The following is a 22061-nucleotide window of genomic DNA, read 5'->3' as shown; positions in this document are numbered from 1 at the left end:
AGGAGACGTGGATGCGCGTTGTCGATGCATTTCCCCGTGCGGTGCATGAGGAAGAAACCTGGATTCCCATGGCCGATGGTACCCGCCTGGCCGCGCGGATCTGGCGACCTGTGGATGCCGAGCAACATCCGGTACCGGCGATCCTCGAGTACCTGCCCTATCGCAAGCGCGACCTGACCGCCGCCCGAGATGTCCAGACCCATCCCTATTGGGCCGGCCATGGCTATGCCGGGGTACGGGTCGACATTCGCGGTACAGGCGAGTCCGATGGCGTGCTGACCGACGAGTACCTGCCCGAGGAACTGGCCGACGGGGTGGCGATCATCGAGTGGCTGGCCGCGCAACCCTGGTGCAGCGGCGAGGTGGGGATGGTGGGTATCTCCTGGGGTGGGTTCAATGGCCTGCAGATCGCCGCCCTGGGCCCTCCTCAGCTCAAGGCGGTGATCTCCCTGTGTTCCACCGACGACCGTTATGCCGACGACATCCACCACATGGGCGGTTGTCTGTTGGGCGACAACCTATCCTGGGCGTCGACGATGTTCGACGGCAATGCCTGCCCGCCGGATCCGATGCTGGTCGGTGATCGCTGGCGGGACATGTGGCTCGAGCGCCTCGAAGGCAGCGGCCTGTGGCTGGCCAAATGGCTCGCCCACCAGCGCCGCGATGACTACTGGAAGCACGGTTCGGTCGGCGAGGACTTCACCGCCATTCGTTGCCCGGTGTATGCCATCAGCGGCTGGGCCGATGGCTACTGCAATGCCGTCTTCCGGTTGCTGGCCGGCCTCGAGGTGCCGCGCAAGGGGCTGATCGGACCCTGGGCTCACAAGTATCCGCACCTCGGCGTTCCCGGTCCGGCCATTGGCTTTCTGCAGGAATCGCTGCGCTGGTGGGACCAGTGGCTCAAGGGGCGCGACACCGGCATCATGGATGAGCCCATGTTGCGAGTCTGGATGCAGGAATCGGTACCGCCCTCGGCGCGCTATGAAGTGCGTCCCGGGCGTTGGGTTTCCGAGCCCGTCTGGCCGTCGTCGCGCATCGTCGATGCGTCCTTCCGGCTCAGCGTGGGCCATGACCTGTTACCCGAGGAGCAGGGCGACGATGACGACGCCGTGCTCACCATTCGTTCGCCTCTGTCGGTGGGGCTCTATGCCGGCAAGTGGTGTTCCTACAATGCCCCGCCTGATCTACCCCACGATCAGCGGGACGAGGATGGGGGCGCGCTGGTCTTCCAGACGGAGCGTCTCGAGGAAAGCGTGGAGATCTGTGGCCAGCCCGCGGTCGAGCTGGAGCTCGAGGTCGATCAACCGGTGGCCATGGTGGCGCTGCGCCTGATCGACGTCGCCGAGGACGACAAGGCCACGCGCGTCTCCTATGGCCTGCTGAACCTCACGCATCGCGACAGTGACGAGTCGCCGGAACCACTGGTGCCGGGGCAGCGCTATCGGGTACGAGTGGCGCTCAAGCATATTGCCCAGCAGTTTCCCGTCGGCCATGCCATCCGCCTGTCGTTGTCCACCAGCTACTGGCCGTTGGCCTGGCCGGCGCCGCGTCCGGTCACGCTGACCCTGTGCCCCGGGCGCAGCCGGCTCGTTCTGCCGATGCGAACGCCGCGCCCGTCCGAGGAAGCAAGCCTTCCCGACTTCCCCGAGCCGGAAGGGGCGCCGCCGATCGCCAAGACCCTGCTCCAGCCCACTCAGGAGAGTTGGCAGGTGATCCGCGATCTCGCCAATGACCAGACCACGCTCGAGGTCATCAACGATGAAGGCCGTTATCGCCTGGACGATATTGACCTTGAGATCGCCGCCCGGGTCACCGAGCGCTATCGCTACTCCTATGGCCGCTATGACAGCGTCAGCGGCTGGACCGAGTGGGAGCGCAGTTTCCGCCGCGACGACTGGGAAGTGCGCACCCTGACCCGGACACTGATGACCTGCGACGCCGACAATTTCCGGCTGCGCGCTACCCTGGATGCCTGGGAAGGCGAGACCCGGATCTACGCCCAGACCTGGGACGAGACGATTCCGCGGGATCTGGTATAGCGGGCATCTTCACGGGGCATGCCGGAGAGGCGGGACGATGGTCGAGGAGGGCGGCTAGCTGCTATCTTGAGCCTTTCTCGACAGGGATGCCCCCATGAGCGTGACGACCGCCGATGCGGCCGCGAAGCCCTGGGCCTCGCGCAAGGAAATCCTCGGCTGGGCGATGTTCGATTTCGCCAACCAGGCCTATACCCTGCTGATCATCACGGTGGTGTTCGGCGAGCTGTTCACCACCGTGATCGTCGGGGACCGAGGCGATGGCTATCGGCTGGCCAACTTCCTGTGGAGCCTGGCGCTGGCGATCAGCTATCTGCTGGTGGTGATCACCGGCCCGCTGTGCGGTGCGGTGATGGATTACCGGGCCGACAAGAAGCGGTTCCTGTTTGCCAGTTATCTGGCCACCATCGGTGCCACCGCCATGCTCTACTTCGTGGCCCCCGGCTACGTGGTGCTGGGATTGGTACTGATCGTGGTATCCAACTATGCCTATTCGATGGGCGAGTCCTTCATCGCCGCCTTCCTGCCCGACCTTGGGCCGCCGGAGGCGCTGGGGCGCATATCGGGCTTCGGCTGGGCGCTGGGCTACGTGGGCGGGCTCTTTGCCGCCGGCTTCACCCTGGTGGCCCTGGGCGAGGCCACTGCCGATAACTTCGAGCGTATACGCTGGGTAGGGCCCTTCGCCGCCGCCTTTTTCCTGGTCACCGCCATTCCCACCTTCCTGTGGCTGCGCGAGCGCGGCACGCCACAGCCACCGGGATTGCCCTATCATCGGATCGCCTGGCAGCGGGTTTCCACGACCCTTCACGACCTGCGTCGTTTTCGCGACCTGGCAACCTTCCTGGTCTCCCTGCTGTTCTCCATGGCCGGCGTCTACATCATCATCGCCTTCGCCTTCATCTATGGGGCCCAGGTGATCGGCTGGGATGCCGCGATCCGCAATGTCATGTTCATCATCGTCCAGATCACCGCCGCCGCCGGCGCCCTGGGCTTCGGGGCCATTCAGGACCGCATCGGCACCAAGCTCACCTACCTGATCACCCTGGCGCTGTGGGTCGCGGCGATCGTGGCAATCTGGGCCACGCCCGAACTCACCGCCTGGCTCAACGCTAACCTTGGCCTCGGCTGGGAGGCGCAGCACCTCTTCCTGGTGGTCGGCTGCCTGGCGGGGCTCAGTCTCGGTTCGAGCCAGTCCGCCAGCCGTGCCCTGGTGGGGTTGTTCTCGCCGCGTCGCAAGGCCGCCGAGTTCTTCGGTTTCTGGGGCCTGGCCAACAAGCTGGCGGGCGTGTTCGGTATCATCGGCCTGGGTCTGTTGCAGTCGGTGGTCGGCCTGCAGGCCTCGATCCTGTTGTGCGCGGCGCTGTTCATCATCGCCATTGTGATCTGTCTGGGCGTGAGCCAGGCGCGCGGCATGCAGGCGGCGCGCGACTGGGAAGCTCGCAATGGCGAGTGACGTTCGCTCATCCCCTCATCGGGGGCGCTCGAGGGCGAAGCGGTCGGTGGTGCGGCTGTAGTCGGCGCCGGCGAGGCGGCCGATAGGGCGCAGCGCCTCGATGTTCACGTGGCGGCCATCCCAGACGTCGGCGTCGGCATGCACCACCACGACCTCGGCCAGCACGAGATTGCCCGAGCGCGGGCGGTCGCCGAAGCGGATCACATCGCGCACTCGGCAACCGAAGGCCACCGGGGCCTCGCTGATGCGTGGAACCTGCAATCCCGGCATGGCGGTCTTGGTCAGGCCGGCATGCAGGAACTCGTCATCGCCGCGGGGCAGGCTGGCGCTGGTGGCATTGAGCGGTTCGGCCAGCGCTTCTCCGCCGATGTGCACCACGCATTCCGCCACCTCGTCGAGGTTGCGCAGGGTATCCTTGGCCGCGCCCTGGCCGTCCAGCAATGGCGAGAAGGCCAGCACGGGCGGGTCGACGCTGGCCACGTTGAAGAACGAGAAGGGTGCCAGGTTGGCGTTGCCGGCCGAGTCCAGGGTCGAGACCCAGGCGATGGGACGCGGCGCGATGGCGCCCGAGAACAATCGGTAGAGGAGGTCGGCACCGAGTTCGCTGGCCTTCCGGGTATCTGACATGTCGGTCTCCGCGGCGATGGAAAGCCCTCATCCCAGCATGGGCCACGCCCGGGGTCCAGTGTCATAGTGTTGGGGGCGCTCGTCGTGTCGGGATGGCAAGGGCCGAGGAGGAGTCATGGGCAGCGAGCGGCGCGAGGTGAGGCGATTCGGTCTCGGCATGATGCTGTTGTTCTGGGTGCTGTTGCTGGGACTCGGCACCTGGTGGCTGCAGGGCATGCTGGAGCGCCGGGAGAACCCGAATGCCCATCTGGTCAATGTCGAAGCCGGCGAAACGCTGACGCTCGAGCGCAACGCCTCGGGGCATTTCGTTGCCACCGGACGCATCAATGGCGAGCCGGTGCCCTTCCTGCTGGATACCGGCGCCACCTTCGTGGCGGTGTCCGGCTCCCTGGCCGAGCGCCTCGACCTGGAGCGTCAGGGCGAGGCCTGGTTCTCCACGGCCAATGGTCGGGCGCGAGGCCATCTGACCACTCTCGACACGGTCAGCCTGGGCGGTCTGACCGCTCGGGAAGTTCGCGGCTCCATCAGCAACGGATTGCCGGGCGACAGGGCCCTGCTGGGCATGAGTTACCTGGGGCGCTTCGATATTGCGATCAGCGGAGACCGGCTGACCCTGCGGGTGCCTTCCGACGTCTCCTCGGAATAGGGCAGGTCGTGGCGAGCCTGTTATCATGTATGCATGAACAGTGCTTCCTCCACTGAACGCGTCTCGGCGTCTCTCGATGATCCGCGCTATTACCTGACCAACTTCCAGTTCGTGCTGGACTGGGTCGCGGCACGGCACGACGACCTGCTGGACGATGCCGAGCGGGACTTCCTCGAGTCCTTTCCCCGGCTGCCGGTGGCGTCCCGGGCCTTGCTGGTGCGCATGGTGATGCGTCGGGGCGAGGTCTTTCGGTACTCGAGGCTCGAATATGCCGAGATCGGCGCGGTGGAGGCGGCCCTGGCGCCGCTGTTCGAAGCGGGCTGGGTCGAGGACGATCCCGAATGCGATGTCGGAGAACTGTTTCGCCAGTTGCGCCTGCCCGAACTGCGTCAGGCATTGGCCGGGGAGATTGCCGCGGCCGGTCTGTCGCGTTCGCTTGGCAAGGCGGTGCTGCGGGAGGCGCTGGAAGCACGGTTGACCGATCCGCTCCCGCTGACCGAGTGGTGGCCCGAGGCCCCGGATCGCCTGGTGCGCCTGACGGTGATGGCGTTGTGCGACCGGCTGCGCCTGATGTTCTTCGGCAACCTGCGCCAGGACTGGGCGGAGTTCGTGCTGGCCGAGCTGGGGGTGCAGCGCTTCGAGACGGTGCCCTTCGATGTCGACTCGCGGGCGTTCGGCTGCCGCGAGGAAGTCGAGGATTACGTCTTCCTGCATCGGCTGCGCGAGCGTCTCGAAGAGGGCGAGTGTCCGCTGGCTCTGGGCGAACACCTGGACGAAGCGCCGGCGCGCAATACCTGGCTGGCGAGCCGGCGAGCGCGACTGCTGGTGCGCCTGGGGCGGGAAGCCGAGCGTCGCGGCGAAGGCGAGGCGGCCCTGGCGTATTACGCCCGGGCCGGGGATGGCGAAGGGCGCATTCGTCGGTTGCGCCTGCTGGAACGACGCGGTGAGCACGAGCGGGCGCATGCCTTGCTCGAGCAGGCGGTCCCGGTCGGCGAATACGAGGCCCAGGCCCTGTCGCGCCTGCGACCGAGGCTGTGCCGTCGACTCGGGCTGACGCCGCCCTCTCAGTCGCCCGAGCCACGCCCCAGGCGCTTCGACCTGGCGTTGACGCCCCATGCCGGCGGGGTGGAACGGGCCGTGGCCGAGCATCTGGCCAGCCCCGAATCGCCCGTCCATTTCGTGGAGAACGCCCTGATCTGCGGGTTGTTCGGCCTGTTGTGCTGGGAGGTCATCTTCGCGCCCTTGCCCGGAGCCTTCTTCCATCCCTTCCAGGCCGGGCCGGCGGACCTGGGGCGCGAGGACTTCGTGGCCCGGCGCCGCGGACGCTTCGAGGCTTGCCTGGCCGAGCTGGACGACGGGCGCTATCGACGTACCATCCTCGACCGTTGGCACGCCAAGCACGGTCTGGCCGCGGTCTTCGTCGACTGGGAGCGGTTACCGCTGCCGCTGGTCGAGCTCGCCCTGGCGTGTCTGCCGGCGGCGCATCTGCGTGCCTGCTTCGAGCGCTTGCTGGCCGACCCCCTGGCGAATCGCTCCGGCCTGCCCGACCTGATCCAGTTCCTGCCCGACGCCGAGTCGCCGAGGTATCGCTTCATCGAGGTCAAGGGACCGGGCGATCGCCTCCAGGACAACCAGCGCCGCTGGCTGAGCTTCTTCCAGACACGGGGCATTCCGGCGGCGGTGTGCCATGTCGCCTGGCGGGAGACGTCATGACGACGTGCGACGGTTACCGGGTGGCGGTACGTGCCCTGTGCGAGTTCACCGCCCGGGAAGGCGATCTGGATCATCGTTTCACGCCCGCGCCCAGCGCCCGCGAGGGCATCGAGGGGCACGCCCGGGTGGTCGCCCGGCGCGGCGATGCGTATCGGCCCGAGGTGGCGGTGTCGGGCCGGGTGGAGGGCCTGATCGTCGGCGGACGTGCCGATGGCTTCGATCCGCATCAGCGGCGCGTCGAGGAGATCAAGACCCATCGTGGCGATCTCTCGCGCATGGGCGACAACCAGCGCGCCCTGCACTGGGCGCAGGTCTCGGCCTATGGCGCCTTGCTGTGCGAGGCCGAAGAACTGACGCGGGTGACGCTGGCGCTGGTCTATCTGGATGTCGTCACCGGCACCGAGACGGTGTTGACCCGGGAGGCCGAGGCCGGCGAACTTCTCGACTTCCTGGCGGAACTGTGTCGGCGTTTCCGGGCCTGGGCGGAGTGCGAGGCGAAGCACCGCGAGCGGCGCGACACGGCACTCGCCGGACTTTCCTTTCCCCACGACGATTTTCGGCCCGGGCAGCGCGGGCTCGCCGAGGACGTCTACCGGGCCGCGGCGAGCGGTCGTTGCCTGTTGGCTGAGGCGCCCACCGGCATCGGCAAGACGCTGGGGGCGCTGTATCCCAGCCTGATGGCCATGCCGCGTCGTCACATCGACCGGCTGGCCTTTCTGACCATGAAGACGCCGGGGCGGCGGCTGGCACTGGATGCCCTGTCGACGCTCGGCGCCGAGGCCCGAGACGAGACGCGCCTGCCGTTGCGGGTGCTGGAACTGGTGGCTCGCGACAAGGCCTGCGAGCATCCGGATCGAGCCTGCCACGGCGAGTCCTGTCCGTTGGCCCGCGGTTTCTATGATCGACTGCCCGAGGCACGCCAGGCCGCGGTCGAGCGTGGCTGGCTGGATCGTGACGCGCTGCGCGAACTGGCGCTGGAGCATGGCGTCTGTCCCTATTATCTGGGCCAGGAACTCGCGCGCTGGTGCGATGTGCTGGTCGGCGACGTCAATCACTACTTCGACGACGGCGCCTTGCTGCACGGACTCGCCCGCGCCGATGACTGGCGGCTGGCGTTGCTGGTGGACGAGGCCCACAACCTGGTGGAGCGGGCGCGGGGCATGTACAGCGCCGGCCTGTCCCAGAAGCGGCTCAATCGGTTGCATCGCGAGGCGCCACCGGCACTGCAACGCCCCCTGGGGCGATTGGTACGTCGCTGGCGGGATCTGCTGCGCGACATGCCGGAGACCGAATGGCAGGCCCTGGCGGCGGTGCCCGACGGCTGGCTCGGTGCCCTGCAGGGAAGCGTCGCGGCGATCGGCGACTATCTGGCCGAACACCCCGATGGCGGCGATCCGGCCCTGCGTGACTTCCTGTTCGAGGCGCTGGCCTTCGCCCGGTTGGCGGAGCGCTTTGGCGATCATTCCCTCTGCGAACTGCGGCGTAATGGCCGTGGTCAGGCGGAGCTGGGCATTCGCAATCTGGTGCCGGCGGATTTCCTGGCGCCGCGTTTCGCTGCGGCACACTCGACGGTGCTGTTCTCCGCGACCCTGAGCCCGCCCGAGTATCATCGCGACCTGCTGGGGTTACCGGCCGACAGCGTGGTACGCCGGGTCGCCTCGCCCTTCGACGCCGCACAACTGGAAGTGCGCTGTCGCACCGATATCTCGACCCGCCTCAAGGATCGCGAGGCCTCCCTGGCGCCGATCGTCGACGAGATGGCCGGGCAGTACCGCCGATGGCCGGGACACTATCTGGCCTTCTTCAGCAGCTTCGCCTACCTCGAGTCGGCCCGGGCGCGGCTCGAAGCCGAGTATCCGGAGGTGCCGGTGAGGGCCCAGCGGCGCGGCATGAGCGAGGCGGAGCGCGAGGCATTTCTGGCCGACTTCGCTCCCGGCGGCAGCGGCATCGCCTTCGCGGTGCTCGGCGGGGCCTTCGCCGAAGGCATCGACCTGCCGGGCGAACGGCTGGTGGGAGCCTTCGTCGTCACCCTGGGGCTGCCGCCTTTCGACCCGATCAACGAGGCGCTCAAGCAGCGGCTTCAGGCCCGTTTCGGGCGTGGCGACGATTACGCCTACCGGGTGCCGGGGATGATCAAGGTGGTGCAGGCCGCCGGACGGGTGATTCGCGGCCCCGGCGACCGGGGCGTGGTGGTACTGATGGACGACCGCTTCGCGCGGCGGGAAAATCGGGCGTTGTTACCGGATTGGTGGCAGGTCTAGTTTACGGGTTGCGACGTGCCAGCATACTGCTCGCCACTCGCCTTCCTCCTGACCTCTTATCCCTTACCTCTTCAATGATGCGTATCTCGCGTCTCGGTGCCCGGCGCTGGTGCCTCGGTGACCACGTCTTCGTCGGCTTCGAACAACTCCTCCAGCTCCTTGGCGGCCTGCTGTACGGTCTGGATCTGCTGGGCTTCGTCGCCGAAGGTTTCCATCTGGCGCATCAGGGTCGTCGTGTCGTGACGGCGGAAGGTGTCCACGGTGTGCTGCGCGTGCTGGCGCTCGATGCCGAGCGCGACCAGCACCTCCCGGGTCAGCTCGAGACTGGCCGGCAGCAGGTCGCGGACGATGTCCTGAACGCCGGCGCGCATCAGCAGTTGGGCGTGATGGCGGTTGCGGGCGCGGGCGAACAGGCGCAGCTTCGGGAAGCGGCGCTGGACGCGCTGTACGATGCGCAGTGAGGCCTCGACATCGGAGATGGCGATCACCAGGATGCGGGCCCGGTCGGCGCCGGCGGCTTCCAGCAGGTCGAGTCGCGAGGCATCGCCGAAGTAGATCTCGTTGCCGTAGCGGCGCACGAAGGCGACGTGTTCGGCATTGATGTCGAGGATGGTGTAGGGGATGTGCAGCCCCTGCAGCGTGCGGCCGATGACCTGGCCGAAGCGGCCGAACCCGGCGATGATGATCTGCGGTGAGGTGTCGGCGGGGTGGTCGTATTCGTGCTTCGGTGCGGGCGGTGCGAACCGCGGACGAACCAGCCGGGCGTGGAGCTGGAAGAGCACCGGCGTGGCAGCCATCGACAGCGAAACCACCAGCACCAGCAGGCCGATCAGGTCGGGAGCCAGCAGGGCGGCGCCGCCGGCGGCGGTGAGCAGCACGAAGGCGAATTCGCCGCCCTGGGACAGCAGCACGCTGAGATTCAAGGCGTCCCGCCAACTGGTGCCGTAGGCGCGGGAGGCGATCATCACGCTCGACCACTTGGCCACCAGCAGCAGCGCGGTGAGGCCGAGCACCAGGCCGGGGCGTTCGCCCAGCAGGCCGATCTGGGCGGTCATGCCCACGGCCATGAAGAACAGCCCCAGCAACAGGCCGCGGAAGGGCTCGATATCGGCCTCGATGCTGTGCCGGTACTCGGAGTCGGCCAGCAGCACACCGGCGATGAAGGCACCGAGTGCCATGGACAGGCCGGCCAGCTCCATCGACAGGGCGGCGCCGATCACCACCAGCAGGGAGGTGCCGGCGAATACCTGCCGGCTGCGCGTGGCAGCGGCGAAGCGAAACAGTGGCCGCAGCAGGTAGCGACCGCCGACGATCAAGGCGATGAAGGCGCCCACGCCGATCAGCGTGTCGCGTAGCATGGCACCCCAGCCGTCCGTCATGTCGGCGCTGCCGGCCAGCAGCGGAATGGCGGCCAGTACCGGAATCGCCGCCATGTCCTGGAACAGCAGCAGCGCGAAGCCGAGCCGGCCGTGGCGGGTGGTCAGCTCGCCCTTCTCGCCGAGCAGCTGGAGCACCAGGGGCGTGGAGCATAGCCCCAGGCTGAAACCCACCACCAGGGCGGGGGCCGGCGACAGCCCCAGCATCAGGGCGAGACCGCCCAGGACCAGGCTGGTGATCAACATCTGCAGACCGCCGAACCCGAATACCGGCTTGCGCATCAGCTTGAGGCGTGACGGCTTGAGTTCCAGGCCGATCACGAACAGCAGGAAGACGATGCCGACCTCGGAGAACTGCAGTACCGCCTCGGCATCGGGCACCAGGCCCAGCACCGAGGGCCCGATGACGACGCCGGCGATCAGGTGGCCGAGGACCTCGCCGAGCCCCAGGCGCTTGACCAGTGGCACGATCAGCACGGCGGCGGCGAGGAAGATCAGGCAGTTGTAGAGCAGGTCGATGGCCACGTGATCACTCCGTCGATGGGGCTGGCATTCAAGGTCGGTCCCGGGGTTCGCCACGCTCGCACTTGCGGCATGTCAGGGCGAGGCCGAGTCGGGAGCGTCGACCTCGTTCGGTCAACACCCAGGGGCGTTCGGTCCAGGGTGGCTGGTGACGCATGTGCTGGTCATGGCCGCAGGCGAGTTCCGCCACCCAGTGACCCTCCTCGTCGCGATGATAGCCGATGATGGCCTGATGCATGCGTCGGTCCGGGGGCTTCAGGCCGCCGGGGCGCCGGCCCGGGGCAGCACGATGTCTCGGGTCAGGGGAGCCAGGGGCAATGTCGCGGCATCGACGGGCGAGACCCAGCGCAGTTCGGCGATTTCTGCGGCGGCTTGGGGCGGGCCATCCAGTTCGACGCGAAACAGATGAGCGCGCAGTCCATGGCCGGGTTCGTTGGCCGCCGGAGCGTTGAATTCGCCGAGCGGCTCGAGGTGGCGGGGCCGGCAGCCGAGTTCCTCGAACAGTTCCCGGGACAGGGCGTCGGCCGGCGATTCATGGGGCTCGATCTTGCCGCCGGCCTGCATGAAGGCGGTAGTGTCGCGTTTGCGGACCAGCAGCAGTCGTCCGCTGGCATCCTCGATCAGGGCGGCGGCGATATGCAGGGTGGGCGCGGCAGCAGGCATGGCGAACTCCGACAGTGATGAGCGCGTCATTCTAGCATCGACGACTACCGGTCCGGGATATCGTAGAGGCGCAGGTGCGAGACGACCACGTCCTCGACGGTGGCCAGGGTCTCGGCATCGAAGGTCTCGAGGGAGAGGCGACGCAGCAGGGGCTCCCGGGCGATCAGGAAGAACACGATCTGCCCGACCAGGGTGTGGGTCTCGAGGGTGGTGACCGGGTCGTCGGCGTCGCGTCCGGTGAGACGGCCGATCAGGCTGCTCAGCGTTGCCTGGACCACGCCGAAGGCCTGGTTCTGCAGGATGTCGAAGGCTTCGCTGGGATGGAGCTGCTCGCGCATCACCATCAACAGCCAGTGGCGGCATTCGAGGTCTGTGGCGAAGGTGCGCACCATGCGCCGCACAATGTCTTCGAGGGTCGCCCGGGCGGCTTCGCGGTCGTCGGGTACGCTGCCGGGTGCGCCGATGCCCAGGCGCTCGCGCAGGGCGCCGGCGATGTAGCGCGCCGCGGCGAGGTAGAGGCCGTGCTTGTTGTCGAAGTAGTAGGCGATGGAACCGATGTTGGCTTGGGCTTCATCGGCCAGCATGCGGGTGGTGGTCGGTTTGTAGCCGTGCTCGCCGAACAGTCGGATGCCGGCCTGGATCAGGCGATCACGGGTGGTGTCGTCGCTGGACATGCTTCAGGCACCTCCGTGGTGGTCTGCGGTATCGATGCCGAAGAAGAGGGTGTAGAGCACCGGCACGACCCCGAGACTCATGATGGTGCCGACGCCCAGGCCGAAGGCCATGGCGGCGGCCATGCCGTAGAACAGCGGGTCACGGCCGACGATCAGCGGCAGAAAGCCCAGGATCGTGGTGATCGCTGACATCAGTATCGGCCGGAGCCGTCGCGCCGAGGCGCGCACTACGGCATCGCGGGCGGGGAGGTCGGGGGGCAGCGCGCGGCGCTCGATGTCGATACGGTCGATCAGCACGATGGCGTTGTTGATGATGATGCCGGCCAGGCTGTAGAGGCCGAGCATCACCATGAAGCCGAAATCGGCCCGGGTGGCCAGTAGCCCCAATGCCACGCCGACGATCACCAGCGGGATGGTGGCGACGATCAGCAGGGGCCGCTTGAAGGAATTGAACTGGGCCACCAGCAGGATGAAGATCAGACCGAGGCACAGCGGCAGGTTGGCTTGCAGGGCCGCCTGGCCTTCCGCGGATTCCTTGACCACGCCGTCGAACTCGATCCAGTGGCCGGGTGGCAGGTCATCTTCCAGTTGCCGCAGTGCCGGCTCGACCCTGGGCACCATGTCCTCGGCGGTCAGGTGGCGGTTACGGCTCTCGACGGTGATGGTGCGCACCAGGTTCTCGCGGTCGATCCGGTAGTAGCCGTTGTCCAGCCGTACCTCGGCGACCTGGCTCAGGGGCACGCCCTCGTCGGCGGCTTCCCCGGGATAGACGGTCAGTGATTCGAGGCGCTCGATGCTGGTGCGCTCACGCTCGGCGTAGCGCATCATCACCGGGATGATGTCGTCGCCTTCGCGGTAATGGCTGAGGTGATAGCCATCGATGGCGGCACTCAGCGAGCGGGCGATGTCCTCTGAGGTGATGCCGGCGCTGCGTGCCCTGGCCTGGTCGACGTCGATGGTCAGCGAGGGAATGCGCGCTTCCCAGCTCTGGCGAATGTCCTGGGAGCCGTCGATGCCGGCGAGAATGCCCTTCACGCGCTTGGCCGCATCGAACAGGACCTCACGGTCCGGGCCCTTGACCTGGACCTGGAGCAGGGTGCTGTCGGAAGGCCCCAGGAACATCCGGGTGACCTGAGGCGAGATGTCCGGGTGATGAGTGGCCAGGTAGTGACGCGTGGCGTGGATCACTGCGTCGACGCGGTCACGGTCGGCCACGTTGAGCACCATGAAGCCCTTGTTGGGAGCCGGGTCGATGGGCGTCAGCGAGAGCACGAAGCGCGGGCCGCCGAAGCCCGAGTAGGCGGCAACGCTGGTGAGGTCATCATGCAGAGAAGGGGCCTCGAGCAAGGCCTTGCTCAGTTCGCTGACGCGCCGGTCGGTGGCATTCGCGGCGATGTCCGAGGGGAAGTCGATGGTCACCAGGACCTGGTTACGGTCCGAGTCGGGAAAGAACTTCTGAGGCACCAGTTGCATCAGCCCCACGCCGCCCACCAGGGCCAGCCCCATGATGATCAGGAAGATCGTGCGATGATGCAGCATGCGCCGCAACAGCCAGGCATAGCGCCCCGACATCCAGCGGAACAGCCGGTCGGAGAGGGGCGGTGAAGCGGCGTCTTCCCGAGGAGCGGTGGGCGCCTTGAGGAAACGGTGGCACAGGGCCGGTGTCACCGTCAGCGACAGGAACCAGGAACTCAACAGGGTGATGGCGATGACGATCGAGATCGAGCGGGTATATTCGCCGGCGACGTGCTCGGCCAGCATCAGTGGCAGGAAGACCAGGATGGTGGTCAGGGTCGAGGAGAACAGGGGCATGGCCAGCTCGCCGCCGGTCTCGGCCAGTGCCTGGTCGCGGGTCGCACCACCTTCCAGCCGGGTCTTGAAGTCTTCGGCGATGACGATGGCGTTGTCCACCAGCAGGCCCAGGGCGATCACCAGGGTGGCCAGGCTGGCGCGCTGCAGGGTCATCTCGGTCAGGCCCATGATGGCCAGGGTGACCAGCATCACCGCGGGGATGATCGAGCCGACGATCAGGCCGGTACGCAGGCCGAGAAACAGCACCACCACGGCGAGCACGATGACCAGCGTCTGCATGACGCTGGAGGTGACGCCGTAGACGGCATTGGCGACCTGCTCGGGCTGGAAGGTCATGATGTCGAGGGAATAGCCCGCCGGCAGAGTGTCGCGCAATTCGTCGAGGCGCGACTCGATGGCGTGGCCGTAGTCGAGCACGCTTTCGCCATCGAGCATGGAAATGGCGAAGACGATGGCCGGCTTGCCGTTGAAGTAGGCGGTGCGGTCGGCCGGATCCTCATAGCCACGGTACAATTCGCCGATGTCGCGCAGCCTCAGGGTGCCGCCTTCGGGCAGGCGAATCTCGGTATCGCCCAGGGCGTCGAGGCTCTCGAATTCGCCGGTCACCTCCAGGGCCAGGCGTTGTTCGCCGCTGTCCATGATGCCGCCGGGTGGATAGATGTTGCGGCTCTGGATCTGGCCGGCCAGCTCGGAGGGAGAAAGGCCGAGTTCGGCGAGGCGTGCCTCGCCGACGTCGATGAAGATGCGTTGCTCCTGAACGCCCAGCAGTTCGACTTTCTTGGTTCCCTCGACGCCATACAGGGCGGCGCGGATATGCTCGGCGATCTCCTGCTGGTCGGCCTGGGGGAAATCGTCGGCGGTCAGTGCCGCGGTGACCACCGCCACATCACCGAAATCGTCATTGATGACCGGGTCCTGGGTGCCCTCGGGGAGTTGCGGCGTCGTCGCCTCGACCTTCTTGCGCAACTCGTCCCAGATCTGATCGAGATTGAAGTAGCGGTCCTTGATTTCCACGTGAAGGATCGAGCGTCCGCGCATGGAGGTCGAGCGAATACGCTCCACCTCGCCAATGGTGCGGATGCTCTCCTCCAGTGGCTTGCTGATGTTCTGCTCGACCTGTTCCGCCGGCAGGCCCGGATAGGCGGTGGTCACCAGGGCCTCGCGGATGGTGATCTCCGGATCCTCCCGGGCGGGCATGGCGAAGTAGCTGAAGATGCCGTAGAGCATGGCCACCAGAGTGGCCAGGTAGAGAACGGGACGGCGCCGATGGGCGAGCTGGCTGAGGTTCATGGAAACCCTGGTCGTTGTCGCGTTAGTTGTAACGTTCCGGACCCTGGCCAAGCAGGCTCACGTGCTGGCCCGGATCGACGAATTCGGCGCCTCTGGCGACGATGCGATCGCCCGGTGCCAGATCCCCGCGTACCTTGGCGCGTTCCTGGCCGATATCGACCACCGTCACCTCGACGCTTTCCAGGCGGTCGTTCTCGTCGATGCGCAGGACGTGCGCACGTTGCCTGTCGTCATGGACCAGGGCGGTGAGGGGAATGGGCAGAACGGATGCATCCCGAGCCGGTTCGGCCAGTGCCAGTTCCACTTCGGCGGTCATGCCGGCGCGCACGCCTGCGGGCGGTTCATTCAGGGCCAGGATGATGGGGTAGTTGTTGGATGAGCGTGGCTGGGTACCCAGTTGGGTGAGCGTGGCCGGCGTAGTGGCGCCGCCCAGCGCGGGAAGGCTGACATCATGGGTCGAACCGGTCGACAGGGCGTCGACCAGGGTCTCGGGCACGCTGGTCTCCACTTCGAAGCCGTCGCGATCGGAGATCACCTCGAGAATCGCCTGATTGGCGCCGACGCGCTCCGAAGGCTCGGCCTGACGCGCGCTGACCGAACCGGCGAAAGGCGCGCTCAAGGTGGTTTGCTCGAGGTCGCGCTCGGCGAGCTCCTGGGCGGCGACCGCCGAAGCGTGACGTGATTCGGCGGTGTCCAGCCCGGCCCGGGCGGTATCGAGCTGGGTGTCGCTGACATAGCCCTTGTCGGCGAGACTCGACTGGCGGCGATAGTCCTGGCGTTTCTCGAGCAACGAGGCTTCGGCCTCGCGGGCTTCGGCACGACGTTGCTGGGCCACCAGGCGGTAGCGCTCGTCATCGAGGGTCGCCAGGGTCTGATCGGCGTCGAAATGGTCGCCCACGTCGACATCGATGCTTTCGAGCTTGCCGGCAATCTCGAAGCTCAGCTTGGTGCGCTCGGCGGCCCGCACCCGGCCCGAAATATGGGTGAGTTCGCGCCCGTTGCCGGCCTGGATCGTGTAGCTATCCACCACCGTCGGAATCTCGGTGGTGGATGATGTCTCCGGCGAGCAGCCGGCCAGTGACAGGGCGAGGCCGAATAGCAGCGTGGCAAGAACCGACGGTCGATGCGCGCGGAACATGGTGGCGATCCTCGAGAACGAAACGGTCAGGCGCAGCCGAGGCGCCCAAAGTCTCGAGGCAGTGTATTAATCAACTGATTAAATCGCAAGAGACAAAAAAGGCAGCAGAGCCCGCCGGATTCATATCCTGGTCTTCGGGGAAACTGATTTCGACGGGCCGGCGGTATGCGGGCCGCTGGCCCGACCGAAAGCCGCGGGCTTCAGCTATCGTCGGACTTCCGGTAGTGCCCGGGCACCGTGACACGGTCGCCATTGGGCATTTGACGCACATGTGTGGGGACGTAGACGCGCTTGATGACGCTCTTGCGTTCACTCATGGGAACCTCCTTGCCAGCCGTCAACGCAACGGTACCAAGGCGTACCCTAGCCAGAAAGCTGGGTGAGAATCAATATTATTCTTGAAAAATATGGCAAAGCGGCGCTGGTCGGTGCAAGGAGGGAGGTCATGCTGGATTGTTGGCGGTTTATGGACGCTGCTGACAATATGAGCGAATTATCTTGCTCGCCTGGCCACCTAGACTGTCTCCCGTCATTGTCTGGTACAGCAAAGGAGACTTCCCATGGTGGATCGTACACTCGAAGGCAAGGTGGTTCTGATCGCTGGCGGTGCCAAGAACCTCGGCGGCTTGCTGGCGCGGGATCTCGCGGAAAACGGTGCCGCTGCGGTGGCCATTCACTACAACAGCGATGCTACGCGTCAGGCCGCCGAGGAAACCCGGGAGTCGGTCAAGGCACTGGGCGCCGACGCTGAACTCTTTCAGGGCGATCTGACTCGCGCCGATAACGTCACCGCGCTGTTCGATGCAGTGTCGAGCCGGTTCGGCAAGGTGGACATTGCCATCAACACTGTGGGCATGGTGCTCAAGAAGCCGATGCTGGAGATCAGCGAGGCCGAGTACGACACCATGTTCGACATCAACTCGAAGAGTGCCTTTTTCTTCCTCAAGGAAGCCGGGCGAGTGCTGGAGGATCACGGCAAGATCGTGACGCTGGTGACTTCGCTGCTCGGTGCTTTCACGTCCTATTATTCGACCTATGCGGGTGGCAAGGCGCCGGTGGAGCATTTCACGCGTGCGGCGGCTCAGGAGTTCGGCGAGCGTGGCATTTCGGTGACGGCTGTCGGCCCCGGGCCGATGGACACCCCCTTCTTCTATGGCCAGGAAGGCGAGGATGCAGTGGCCTTCCACAAGAGCGCCGCCGCGTTGTCGGCGTTCAGCAAGACGGGGCTGACGGATATCGAGGACGTGGTGCCGCTGATTCGCCACCTGGTGACCGATGGCTGGTGGATGACCGGCCAGACCCTGCTGACCAATGGCGGCTACACCACCAAGTGAGCCGAAGGCGGCCGGGCGAGATGCCTGGCCGCTGTTTTCCTGCCCGTGCGAGCCTGGTGCGCCTGTCGGCATTCAACGGCTAGGCTGGGAAATGTGGCTAGGCTTAAAAGGTAGCGTGAAAAGGTGTAACCGGCTTTCAGGGAGGACAGATGCGCACCTTGTTGATTCTGTTGATAGGCATCGTGGCGGTGTGGCTGCTGGCCCGCTATTGTCCGCGAGCGCACAGGCGCCCGGCGGCGGTGGCCTTCTCGCTGGTCTGGCTGCTGGCCTGTGGCTGGAATCTCGTCATCGGGCTTTCGCACGGGTACGCGCTCGGCGAGGAACTGGCGATTCATGCCGTGCTGTTCGTCATCCCTGTCGGGCTGGCGTGGTGGCGGCTCGGGCGTCGTGTGCCGCCGCCTCCATGAGGGACCGCCGCACCGGCATGACATCCTCTTTCGTTTATAGCGTTATCGGGAGCCTGCATGACATCGGAACGTCCCCATCCCTTGATGCGACCCCGTGATGGGCACGAGGCCGCCGTCAGCTACGTCGAGCTGTTGTTCGACCTGATCTATGTCTTCGCCATCATCCAGGTCTCACATTTCCTGCTGGAACACTTGAGCCTGCTGGGCGCGGCGCAGGCGCTGCTGTTGTGGTTCGCGGTCTGGCTGGGCTGGCAGTACAGCGGCTGGATGACCAACTGGTTCGATCCTGATACCACGCCCATTCGACTGGTGCTGTTCGTCACCATGGCCCTGGCGTTGATGATGGCGGCGGCATTGCCGGAGGCGTTCGGCGATCGGGGCTTGATATTCGCCGGGTGTTTCGCAGCGATGCAGGTGGGGCGGTCGCTGTTCATCCTGCTGAGTCTGCGAGGGCATGCCCTCGCGGATCTGACGGCAAACTATCAGCGCATTCTGGGCTGGGCATGCATCGGTGCCGTGTTCTGGCTGGCGGGCGGCCTGGTGGAAGGGCCGACACGCCTCGTCCTCTGGGCGCTGGCGGTGGCGTGCGAGTATGTCTCGCCGATGTTCGGCTTTCGCCTGCCCGGTCTCGGGCGGTCATATACGCGGCACTGGACCATCGAGGGCGGCCATCTGATCGAGCGGTGTGCGCTGTTCATGATCATCGCGCTGGGCGAGACGATCCTGATCACCGGGGCCACCCTGGCCGGGGCCGGTACCTGGAGCGGCGGCACCCTGCTGGCCTTCGGTGTCGCCTTCCTGGAAACCGTGGCCATGTGGTGGGTGTACTTCCACATCGCCATTCGCGATGCCTCCCGGGTGATTACCGAATCCGACGATCCTGGCCGGATCGGTGCCTATTTCCATTATGTCCACGTCATCATCCTGGGCAGCGTGATCCTCTGCGCGGTCGGTAGCGAACTGGTGATTGCCCATCCTGTCGGGCATCTGACGACTACGGTGACGAGCGTGCTACTGGCCGGCCCGATGGCGTTCCTGGCGGGCATGGCGATCTACAAGTTCGTCGTCTATGGGCGGCCGCCGTTGTCGCATCTGGTCGGGCTGTTGCTGATGCCGGCGCTCCTGATTCCCCTGACGGTCGCGCACAGTGCGTTGCTGTTGCAGGGAGCCAGCGCCGTGTTGCTGCTGGGCGTGGGGACCTGGGAGATGTTGTCGCGCCAGGGCGCGCTGCGGATCTGATCGTCATGGACAGGATCGATCAGTGGCAGGCCTTCATCAGGGTGGCGGAAATGGGCAGCTTCACTCGGGCCGCCGTGGCCCTGGCCTGGCCCAGGGCGACCGTGTCGCTTGCCGTGCGGCGCCTCGAGGAAACCCTCGGCGTGAGGCTGTTGCACCGCACGACGCGCAAGGTGCGACTGACGCCGGACGGCGAACGTTTCCTGCAACGAGCCAGGACCCTGGTGGCGGAAGCGGAAGAGCTCGAGCGACTGTTCCGGCAGCCGAGCGAAGAAGCAACGGGGCGACTGGTCGTCGATGTGCCGAGTCGTGTGGCCAGACGACTCGTCGCGCCGGCGCTGGGGCAGTTGCTGGCAAGGCATCCCCGTCTGCAGGTGGTGCTGGGGTCCTCGGATCGCCATGTCGACCTGGTGGCCGAGGGAGTCGACTGTGTCGTGCGTTTCGGTCCCCTGCAGGACAGCGATCTGGTCGCGCGTCGACTGGGGCGGGTGGCGCTGGTGAACTGCGCCAGCCCCGATTACCTGAAACGCCACGGCATGCCCCGCCAGGCCGAGGATCTCGCTGCAGGGCATCTCATGGTGGGCTATGCCTCTCCTCACAGTGGCCGCGAGGAACGCTTCGAGGTGGTCGAACACGGCCAGGTACGGGATATCGCGCTGGCGAGCCGGGTCGTGGTCAACAACGCCGAAAACTACATCGCCTGCTGCCGGGCCGGGCTTGGCCTCATCCAGGTACCGCGCTTCGATGTCGACGACCTGCTGCGTGGCGGCGATCTGGTCGAGGTACTGCCCCAGAGCCGAGCCGAAGGCATGGACGTCTCGGTGCTCTATCCGCATCGACGGCACCGTGCAGTGCGCATCGATGTCTTCATGGATTGGTTCGCTGCCATGATGGCGCCCTATCTCGAGAAGGATGGGGCGTCATGACATGCAGGGTGCCGCCTATTCGGCATCGTGGAAGATGAGGCCGGCGGCGAGTCGCTGACCGGCACGTACCTGGCTGACACCATGGCGCATCTTGACCCGATAGATGCCCCGAGTTCCCTGCACTGGCCGGTGGTGACTGGCAAAGATGGCCACGTCGCCCCGATGCAGCGGGAGCACCTCGACGCGGGACTGACGTCGCGGTCGCTGTTCGCTCAGCACGAACTCGCCTCCCTCATGTTCCTGACCGGGTTCCGTCAACAGGATCACTGCCTGGAGGGGAAAGGCGAGATCGCCATACAGGTCCTGGTGCAGGCAGTTGTTGTCCCCGGCGTGGTAGCGCAGAAGCAAGGGGGTTGGGCGGTGTTGGCCGGCAGCGTGGCACTCCGCCAGGAAGTCGACGTGTTGTCGGGGATAGCGCCGCTCCTGTCGCATCGCGAGATTCCAGCGGTTGGCGATGGGGACGAGTCGCACGTAGAGGGCCGCACGCAGCTCGGCCACGAGGCGGGGGAGCGGATAAGCGAAGTAGCGATACTCGCCGTGCCCGAAACCGTGGCGGGCCATCTCGATATGACGACGAAAGAGCTCCCGGCGGGCATAGAGCCCGCCGAGGAGCCGACATTCGCCCTCATCGAGCAGTCCCGGCAGGATGGCCATGCCTCGGATATCGAGATCGCTCTCGATATGCTGCCAATCGAGAGTCGCCAGGCGGGTGACGGCTGTCGGCAGAAAGGGCTCGGTGCGTGAGGAGGTATCTGGCATGGTCATGCGTCGGCCTCCCGTTCCAGCAGGGCTCGTTTGCGCTCGATGCCCCAGCGGTAGCCGGAGAGGTTGCCGTCCTGGCGCACGACCCGATGGCAGGGAATCGCCACGGCCAGCGGGTTGGCTGCGCAGGCCCGCGCGACGGCCCGTACCGCGGCCGGCGAGCCGATGCGTTCGGCGATTTCGGTGTAGCTGGCGGTGGTGCCGGCGGGAATTTCGCGCAGCGCCTGCCAGACTCGTTGCTGGAACGCCGTGCCGCGGATGTCCAGCGGAAGTTCGGTGCCCAGGGCGGGATCGTCGATCAGGCCGATCACCTGGGCGACCCAGGACTCGAAGGATGCTTCGCCGGCATCGAGTTCGGCCTGCGGAAAGCGGTCCTGGAGATCGCGGACCAGGTCATCGGGATCGTCGCCCAGCAGGATGGCACACACGCCGCGTGCGCTGCATGCCACCAGCACCGATCCCAGCGAACATTCGCCGACGGCGAAGCGGATGGCAGTGTCCCGGCCGCCACGCTTGTAGGTCGTCGGTGTCATGCCGAGCATGGCATCGGCGTTTTCGTAGAAGCGGCCACTCGAGCGGAAGCCAGCGCCGTGGATCGCCTGGGTGACGTCTCCGTCCGGATCGCTCAGCGCCTCGCGTACCCGATGCGCCTGATGGGCCTTGGCATAGGCCCGGGGCGTGAGGCCGGTGACGGCCTTGAAGCGATGGTGCAGGTAGGAAGAACTCAGGCCGACCCGTTCCGCGAGTTCGAGCAGACCGAGCGGTTCATCGGCCTGTTCGATGATCCGGCAGGCTCGTTCGACGAGCACGGCGATCGGGGACGAGAGGGCGTCCGGCGCGCAACGCTTGCAGGGGCGATAACCCGCCGCTTCGGCGTCTTGCGGGCTGTCATGGAAGGAGACGTTCTCCGGCTTAGCGCGGCGCGACGGGCAGGAGGGGCGGCAATAGACGCCGGTGGTCAGCACCGCGTAGACGAAGCTGCCGTCCGCCGAGGCGTCGCGTTGCACCACCGCCTGCCAGCGGCGGTCGCGTTCGGTGTCGCAGGGACGCTGTGTTGCCATGGTGAGGTTCATCCCGGTGTCCTTTCATTGTGGGCCATGTGCCGAGTAAAGGACACCGGGTGGGGCGGCGCACTCCGCTGCTGGCTTTGCAATCTCACCCAGCGAAGCGCGCAGAATCGAGCTG

Annotated in this window: 18 protein-coding genes; 9 read left to right on the top strand and 9 right to left on the bottom strand. The window is 66.4% G+C overall.

All coding sequences use genetic code 11. From position 1 onward, the window contains the following. Nucleotides 1–11 precede the first annotated feature (11 nt). Nucleotides 12–2039, top strand: a complete 2028-nt coding sequence (locus HELO_RS15875) for a CocE/NonD family hydrolase (protein WP_013333665.1) — start codon at nucleotides 12–14, stop codon at nucleotides 2037–2039. 94 nt (nucleotides 2040–2133) lie between these two features. Next, the gene (locus HELO_RS15870; RefSeq protein ID WP_013333664.1) at nucleotides 2134–3489 is read left to right on the top strand and encodes an MFS transporter; all 1356 of its coding nucleotides are present in this window, start codon (nucleotides 2134–2136) and stop codon (nucleotides 3487–3489) included. Nucleotides 3490–3504: 15 nt separating this feature from the next. Here the strand turns inward: HELO_RS15870 and HELO_RS15865 are convergent, their stop codons facing one another. Next, nucleotides 3505–4116, bottom strand: coding sequence for a flavin reductase family protein (locus HELO_RS15865; protein ID WP_013333663.1), 612 nt, complete (start codon nucleotides 4114–4116; stop codon nucleotides 3505–3507). A gap of 115 nt (nucleotides 4117–4231) precedes the next feature. Here HELO_RS15865 and HELO_RS15860 point away from each other — a divergent pair, with 115 nt between their 5' ends. The 3 genes from HELO_RS15860 to HELO_RS15850 are packed head-to-tail and all read left to right on the top strand — an operon-like array spanning nucleotide 4232 to nucleotide 8736. Next, nucleotides 4232–4762 (top strand): retropepsin-like aspartic protease family protein, encoded by a 531-nt coding sequence (locus HELO_RS15860; protein ID WP_013333662.1) that lies wholly within the window; start codon nucleotides 4232–4234, stop codon nucleotides 4760–4762. 33 nt (nucleotides 4763–4795) lie between these two features. Next, complete coding sequence (locus HELO_RS15855; protein WP_013333661.1) at nucleotides 4796–6475, top strand: VRR-NUC domain-containing protein; 1680 nt, start codon at nucleotides 4796–4798, stop codon at nucleotides 6473–6475. Then, a complete protein-coding gene (locus tag HELO_RS15850) occupies nucleotides 6472–8736 on the top strand; it encodes an ATP-dependent DNA helicase (protein WP_013333660.1) in 2265 nt (754 codons plus the stop codon). The genes HELO_RS15855 and HELO_RS15850 overlap by 4 nt, the downstream gene beginning before the upstream one ends. Before the next feature lie 71 nt (nucleotides 8737–8807). Here HELO_RS15850 and HELO_RS15845 read toward each other — a convergent pair whose 3' ends face one another. From HELO_RS15845 to HELO_RS15820, 6 genes are read right to left on the bottom strand one after another with little or no spacing between them, the layout of a single operon-like run. Then, nucleotides 8808–10637, bottom strand: coding sequence for a monovalent cation:proton antiporter-2 (CPA2) family protein (locus HELO_RS15845; RefSeq protein WP_013333659.1), 1830 nt, complete (start codon nucleotides 10635–10637; stop codon nucleotides 8808–8810). Nucleotides 10638–10665: 28 nt separating this feature from the next. Beyond that, nucleotides 10666–10872 carry a DUF3565 domain-containing protein gene (locus tag HELO_RS15840; RefSeq protein ID WP_041602198.1) on the bottom strand — a complete coding sequence of 69 codons (207 nt, stop codon included), beginning with the start codon at nucleotides 10870–10872 and terminating at the stop codon, nucleotides 10666–10668. 17 nt (nucleotides 10873–10889) lie between these two features. Beyond that, the gene (locus HELO_RS15835; RefSeq protein WP_049786242.1) at nucleotides 10890–11327 is read right to left on the bottom strand and encodes an NUDIX hydrolase; all 438 of its coding nucleotides are present in this window, start codon (nucleotides 11325–11327) and stop codon (nucleotides 10890–10892) included. Between the two features lie 14 nt (nucleotides 11328–11341). After that, entirely contained in the window at nucleotides 11342–11971 is a 630-nt protein-coding gene (locus tag HELO_RS15830) for a CerR family C-terminal domain-containing protein (RefSeq protein WP_013333657.1), read from the bottom strand. A 3-nt stretch (nucleotides 11972–11974) separates the two neighbouring features. After that, nucleotides 11975–15073: an efflux RND transporter permease subunit gene (locus HELO_RS15825; RefSeq protein ID WP_013333656.1), complete on the bottom strand. Its 3099-nt coding sequence runs from the start codon at nucleotides 15071–15073 to the stop codon at nucleotides 11975–11977. A gap of 22 nt (nucleotides 15074–15095) precedes the next feature. Beyond that, complete coding sequence (locus HELO_RS15820; protein ID WP_013333655.1) at nucleotides 15096–16211, bottom strand: efflux RND transporter periplasmic adaptor subunit; 1116 nt, start codon at nucleotides 16209–16211, stop codon at nucleotides 15096–15098. A 560-nt stretch (nucleotides 16212–16771) separates the two neighbouring features. Between HELO_RS15820 and HELO_RS15815 the strand changes: the two genes are divergently transcribed. From HELO_RS15815 to HELO_RS15800, 4 genes are all read left to right on the top strand, one after another. Continuing rightward, complete coding sequence (locus HELO_RS15815) at nucleotides 16772–17545, top strand: SDR family oxidoreductase (protein ID WP_013333654.1); 774 nt, start codon at nucleotides 16772–16774, stop codon at nucleotides 17543–17545. A 149-nt stretch (nucleotides 17546–17694) separates the two neighbouring features. After that, nucleotides 17695–17952 carry a hypothetical protein gene (locus HELO_RS15810; RefSeq protein ID WP_013333653.1) on the top strand — a complete coding sequence of 86 codons (258 nt, stop codon included), beginning with the start codon at nucleotides 17695–17697 and terminating at the stop codon, nucleotides 17950–17952. Between the two features lie 57 nt (nucleotides 17953–18009). Further along, nucleotides 18010–19191: a low temperature requirement protein A gene (locus HELO_RS15805; RefSeq protein WP_013333652.1), complete on the top strand. Its 1182-nt coding sequence runs from the start codon at nucleotides 18010–18012 to the stop codon at nucleotides 19189–19191. Between the two features lie 5 nt (nucleotides 19192–19196). After that, the gene (locus HELO_RS15800) at nucleotides 19197–20114 is read left to right on the top strand and encodes a LysR family transcriptional regulator (protein WP_041602197.1); all 918 of its coding nucleotides are present in this window, start codon (nucleotides 19197–19199) and stop codon (nucleotides 20112–20114) included. A gap of 15 nt (nucleotides 20115–20129) precedes the next feature. Here HELO_RS15800 and HELO_RS15795 read toward each other — a convergent pair whose 3' ends face one another. After that, nucleotides 20130–20879, bottom strand: coding sequence for a 2OG-Fe(II) oxygenase (locus HELO_RS15795; RefSeq protein ID WP_013333650.1), 750 nt, complete (start codon nucleotides 20877–20879; stop codon nucleotides 20130–20132). Continuing rightward, the gene (gene ada / locus HELO_RS15790) at nucleotides 20876–21937 is read right to left on the bottom strand and encodes a bifunctional DNA-binding transcriptional regulator/O6-methylguanine-DNA methyltransferase Ada (protein ID WP_013333649.1); all 1062 of its coding nucleotides are present in this window, start codon (nucleotides 21935–21937) and stop codon (nucleotides 20876–20878) included. Before ada ends, HELO_RS15795 begins: the two co-directional genes overlap by 4 nt. Nucleotides 21938–22061 lie beyond the last annotated feature (124 nt).

Origin of the sequence: Halomonas elongata DSM 2581, from assembly GCF_000196875.2 — a bacterium.
GTDB classification, from domain to species: domain Bacteria; phylum Pseudomonadota; class Gammaproteobacteria; order Pseudomonadales; family Halomonadaceae; genus Halomonas; species Halomonas elongata.
This window is presented reverse-complemented; position numbering and strand designations above follow the sequence as displayed.

What these genes read in the sequence shown, in the direction of transcription:
- HELO_RS15795 (WP_013333650.1), bottom strand. Translation starts at nt 20,879, where the DNA reads ATGACCATGCCAGATACCTCCTCACGCACCGAGCCCTTTCTGCCGACA.
- HELO_RS15860 (WP_013333662.1), top strand. Translation starts at nt 4,232, where the DNA reads ATGGGCAGCGAGCGGCGCGAGGTGAGGCGATTCGGTCTCGGCATGATG.
- ada (WP_013333649.1), bottom strand. Translation starts at nt 21,937, where the DNA reads ATGGCAACACAGCGTCCCTGCGACACCGAACGCGACCGCCGCTGGCAG.
- HELO_RS15865 (WP_013333663.1), bottom strand. Translation starts at nt 4,116, where the DNA reads ATGTCAGATACCCGGAAGGCCAGCGAACTCGGTGCCGACCTCCTCTAC.
- HELO_RS15810 (WP_013333653.1), top strand. Translation starts at nt 17,695, where the DNA reads ATGCGCACCTTGTTGATTCTGTTGATAGGCATCGTGGCGGTGTGGCTG.
- HELO_RS15805 (WP_013333652.1), top strand. Translation starts at nt 18,010, where the DNA reads ATGACATCGGAACGTCCCCATCCCTTGATGCGACCCCGTGATGGGCAC.
- HELO_RS15855 (WP_013333661.1), top strand. Translation starts at nt 4,796, where the DNA reads ATGAACAGTGCTTCCTCCACTGAACGCGTCTCGGCGTCTCTCGATGAT.
- HELO_RS15825 (WP_013333656.1), bottom strand. Translation starts at nt 15,073, where the DNA reads ATGAACCTCAGCCAGCTCGCCCATCGGCGCCGTCCCGTTCTCTACCTG.
- HELO_RS15830 (WP_013333657.1), bottom strand. Translation starts at nt 11,971, where the DNA reads ATGTCCAGCGACGACACCACCCGTGATCGCCTGATCCAGGCCGGCATC.
- HELO_RS15840 (WP_041602198.1), bottom strand. Translation starts at nt 10,872, where the DNA reads ATGCATCAGGCCATCATCGGCTATCATCGCGACGAGGAGGGTCACTGG.
- HELO_RS15815 (WP_013333654.1), top strand. Translation starts at nt 16,772, where the DNA reads ATGGTGGATCGTACACTCGAAGGCAAGGTGGTTCTGATCGCTGGCGGT.
- HELO_RS15870 (WP_013333664.1), top strand. Translation starts at nt 2,134, where the DNA reads ATGAGCGTGACGACCGCCGATGCGGCCGCGAAGCCCTGGGCCTCGCGC.
- HELO_RS15820 (WP_013333655.1), bottom strand. Translation starts at nt 16,211, where the DNA reads ATGTTCCGCGCGCATCGACCGTCGGTTCTTGCCACGCTGCTATTCGGC.
- HELO_RS15835 (WP_049786242.1), bottom strand. Translation starts at nt 11,327, where the DNA reads ATGACGCGCTCATCACTGTCGGAGTTCGCCATGCCTGCTGCCGCGCCC.
- HELO_RS15800 (WP_041602197.1), top strand. Translation starts at nt 19,197, where the DNA reads ATGGACAGGATCGATCAGTGGCAGGCCTTCATCAGGGTGGCGGAAATG.
- HELO_RS15875 (WP_013333665.1), top strand. Translation starts at nt 12, where the DNA reads ATGCGCGTTGTCGATGCATTTCCCCGTGCGGTGCATGAGGAAGAAACC.
- HELO_RS15850 (WP_013333660.1), top strand. Translation starts at nt 6,472, where the DNA reads ATGACGACGTGCGACGGTTACCGGGTGGCGGTACGTGCCCTGTGCGAG.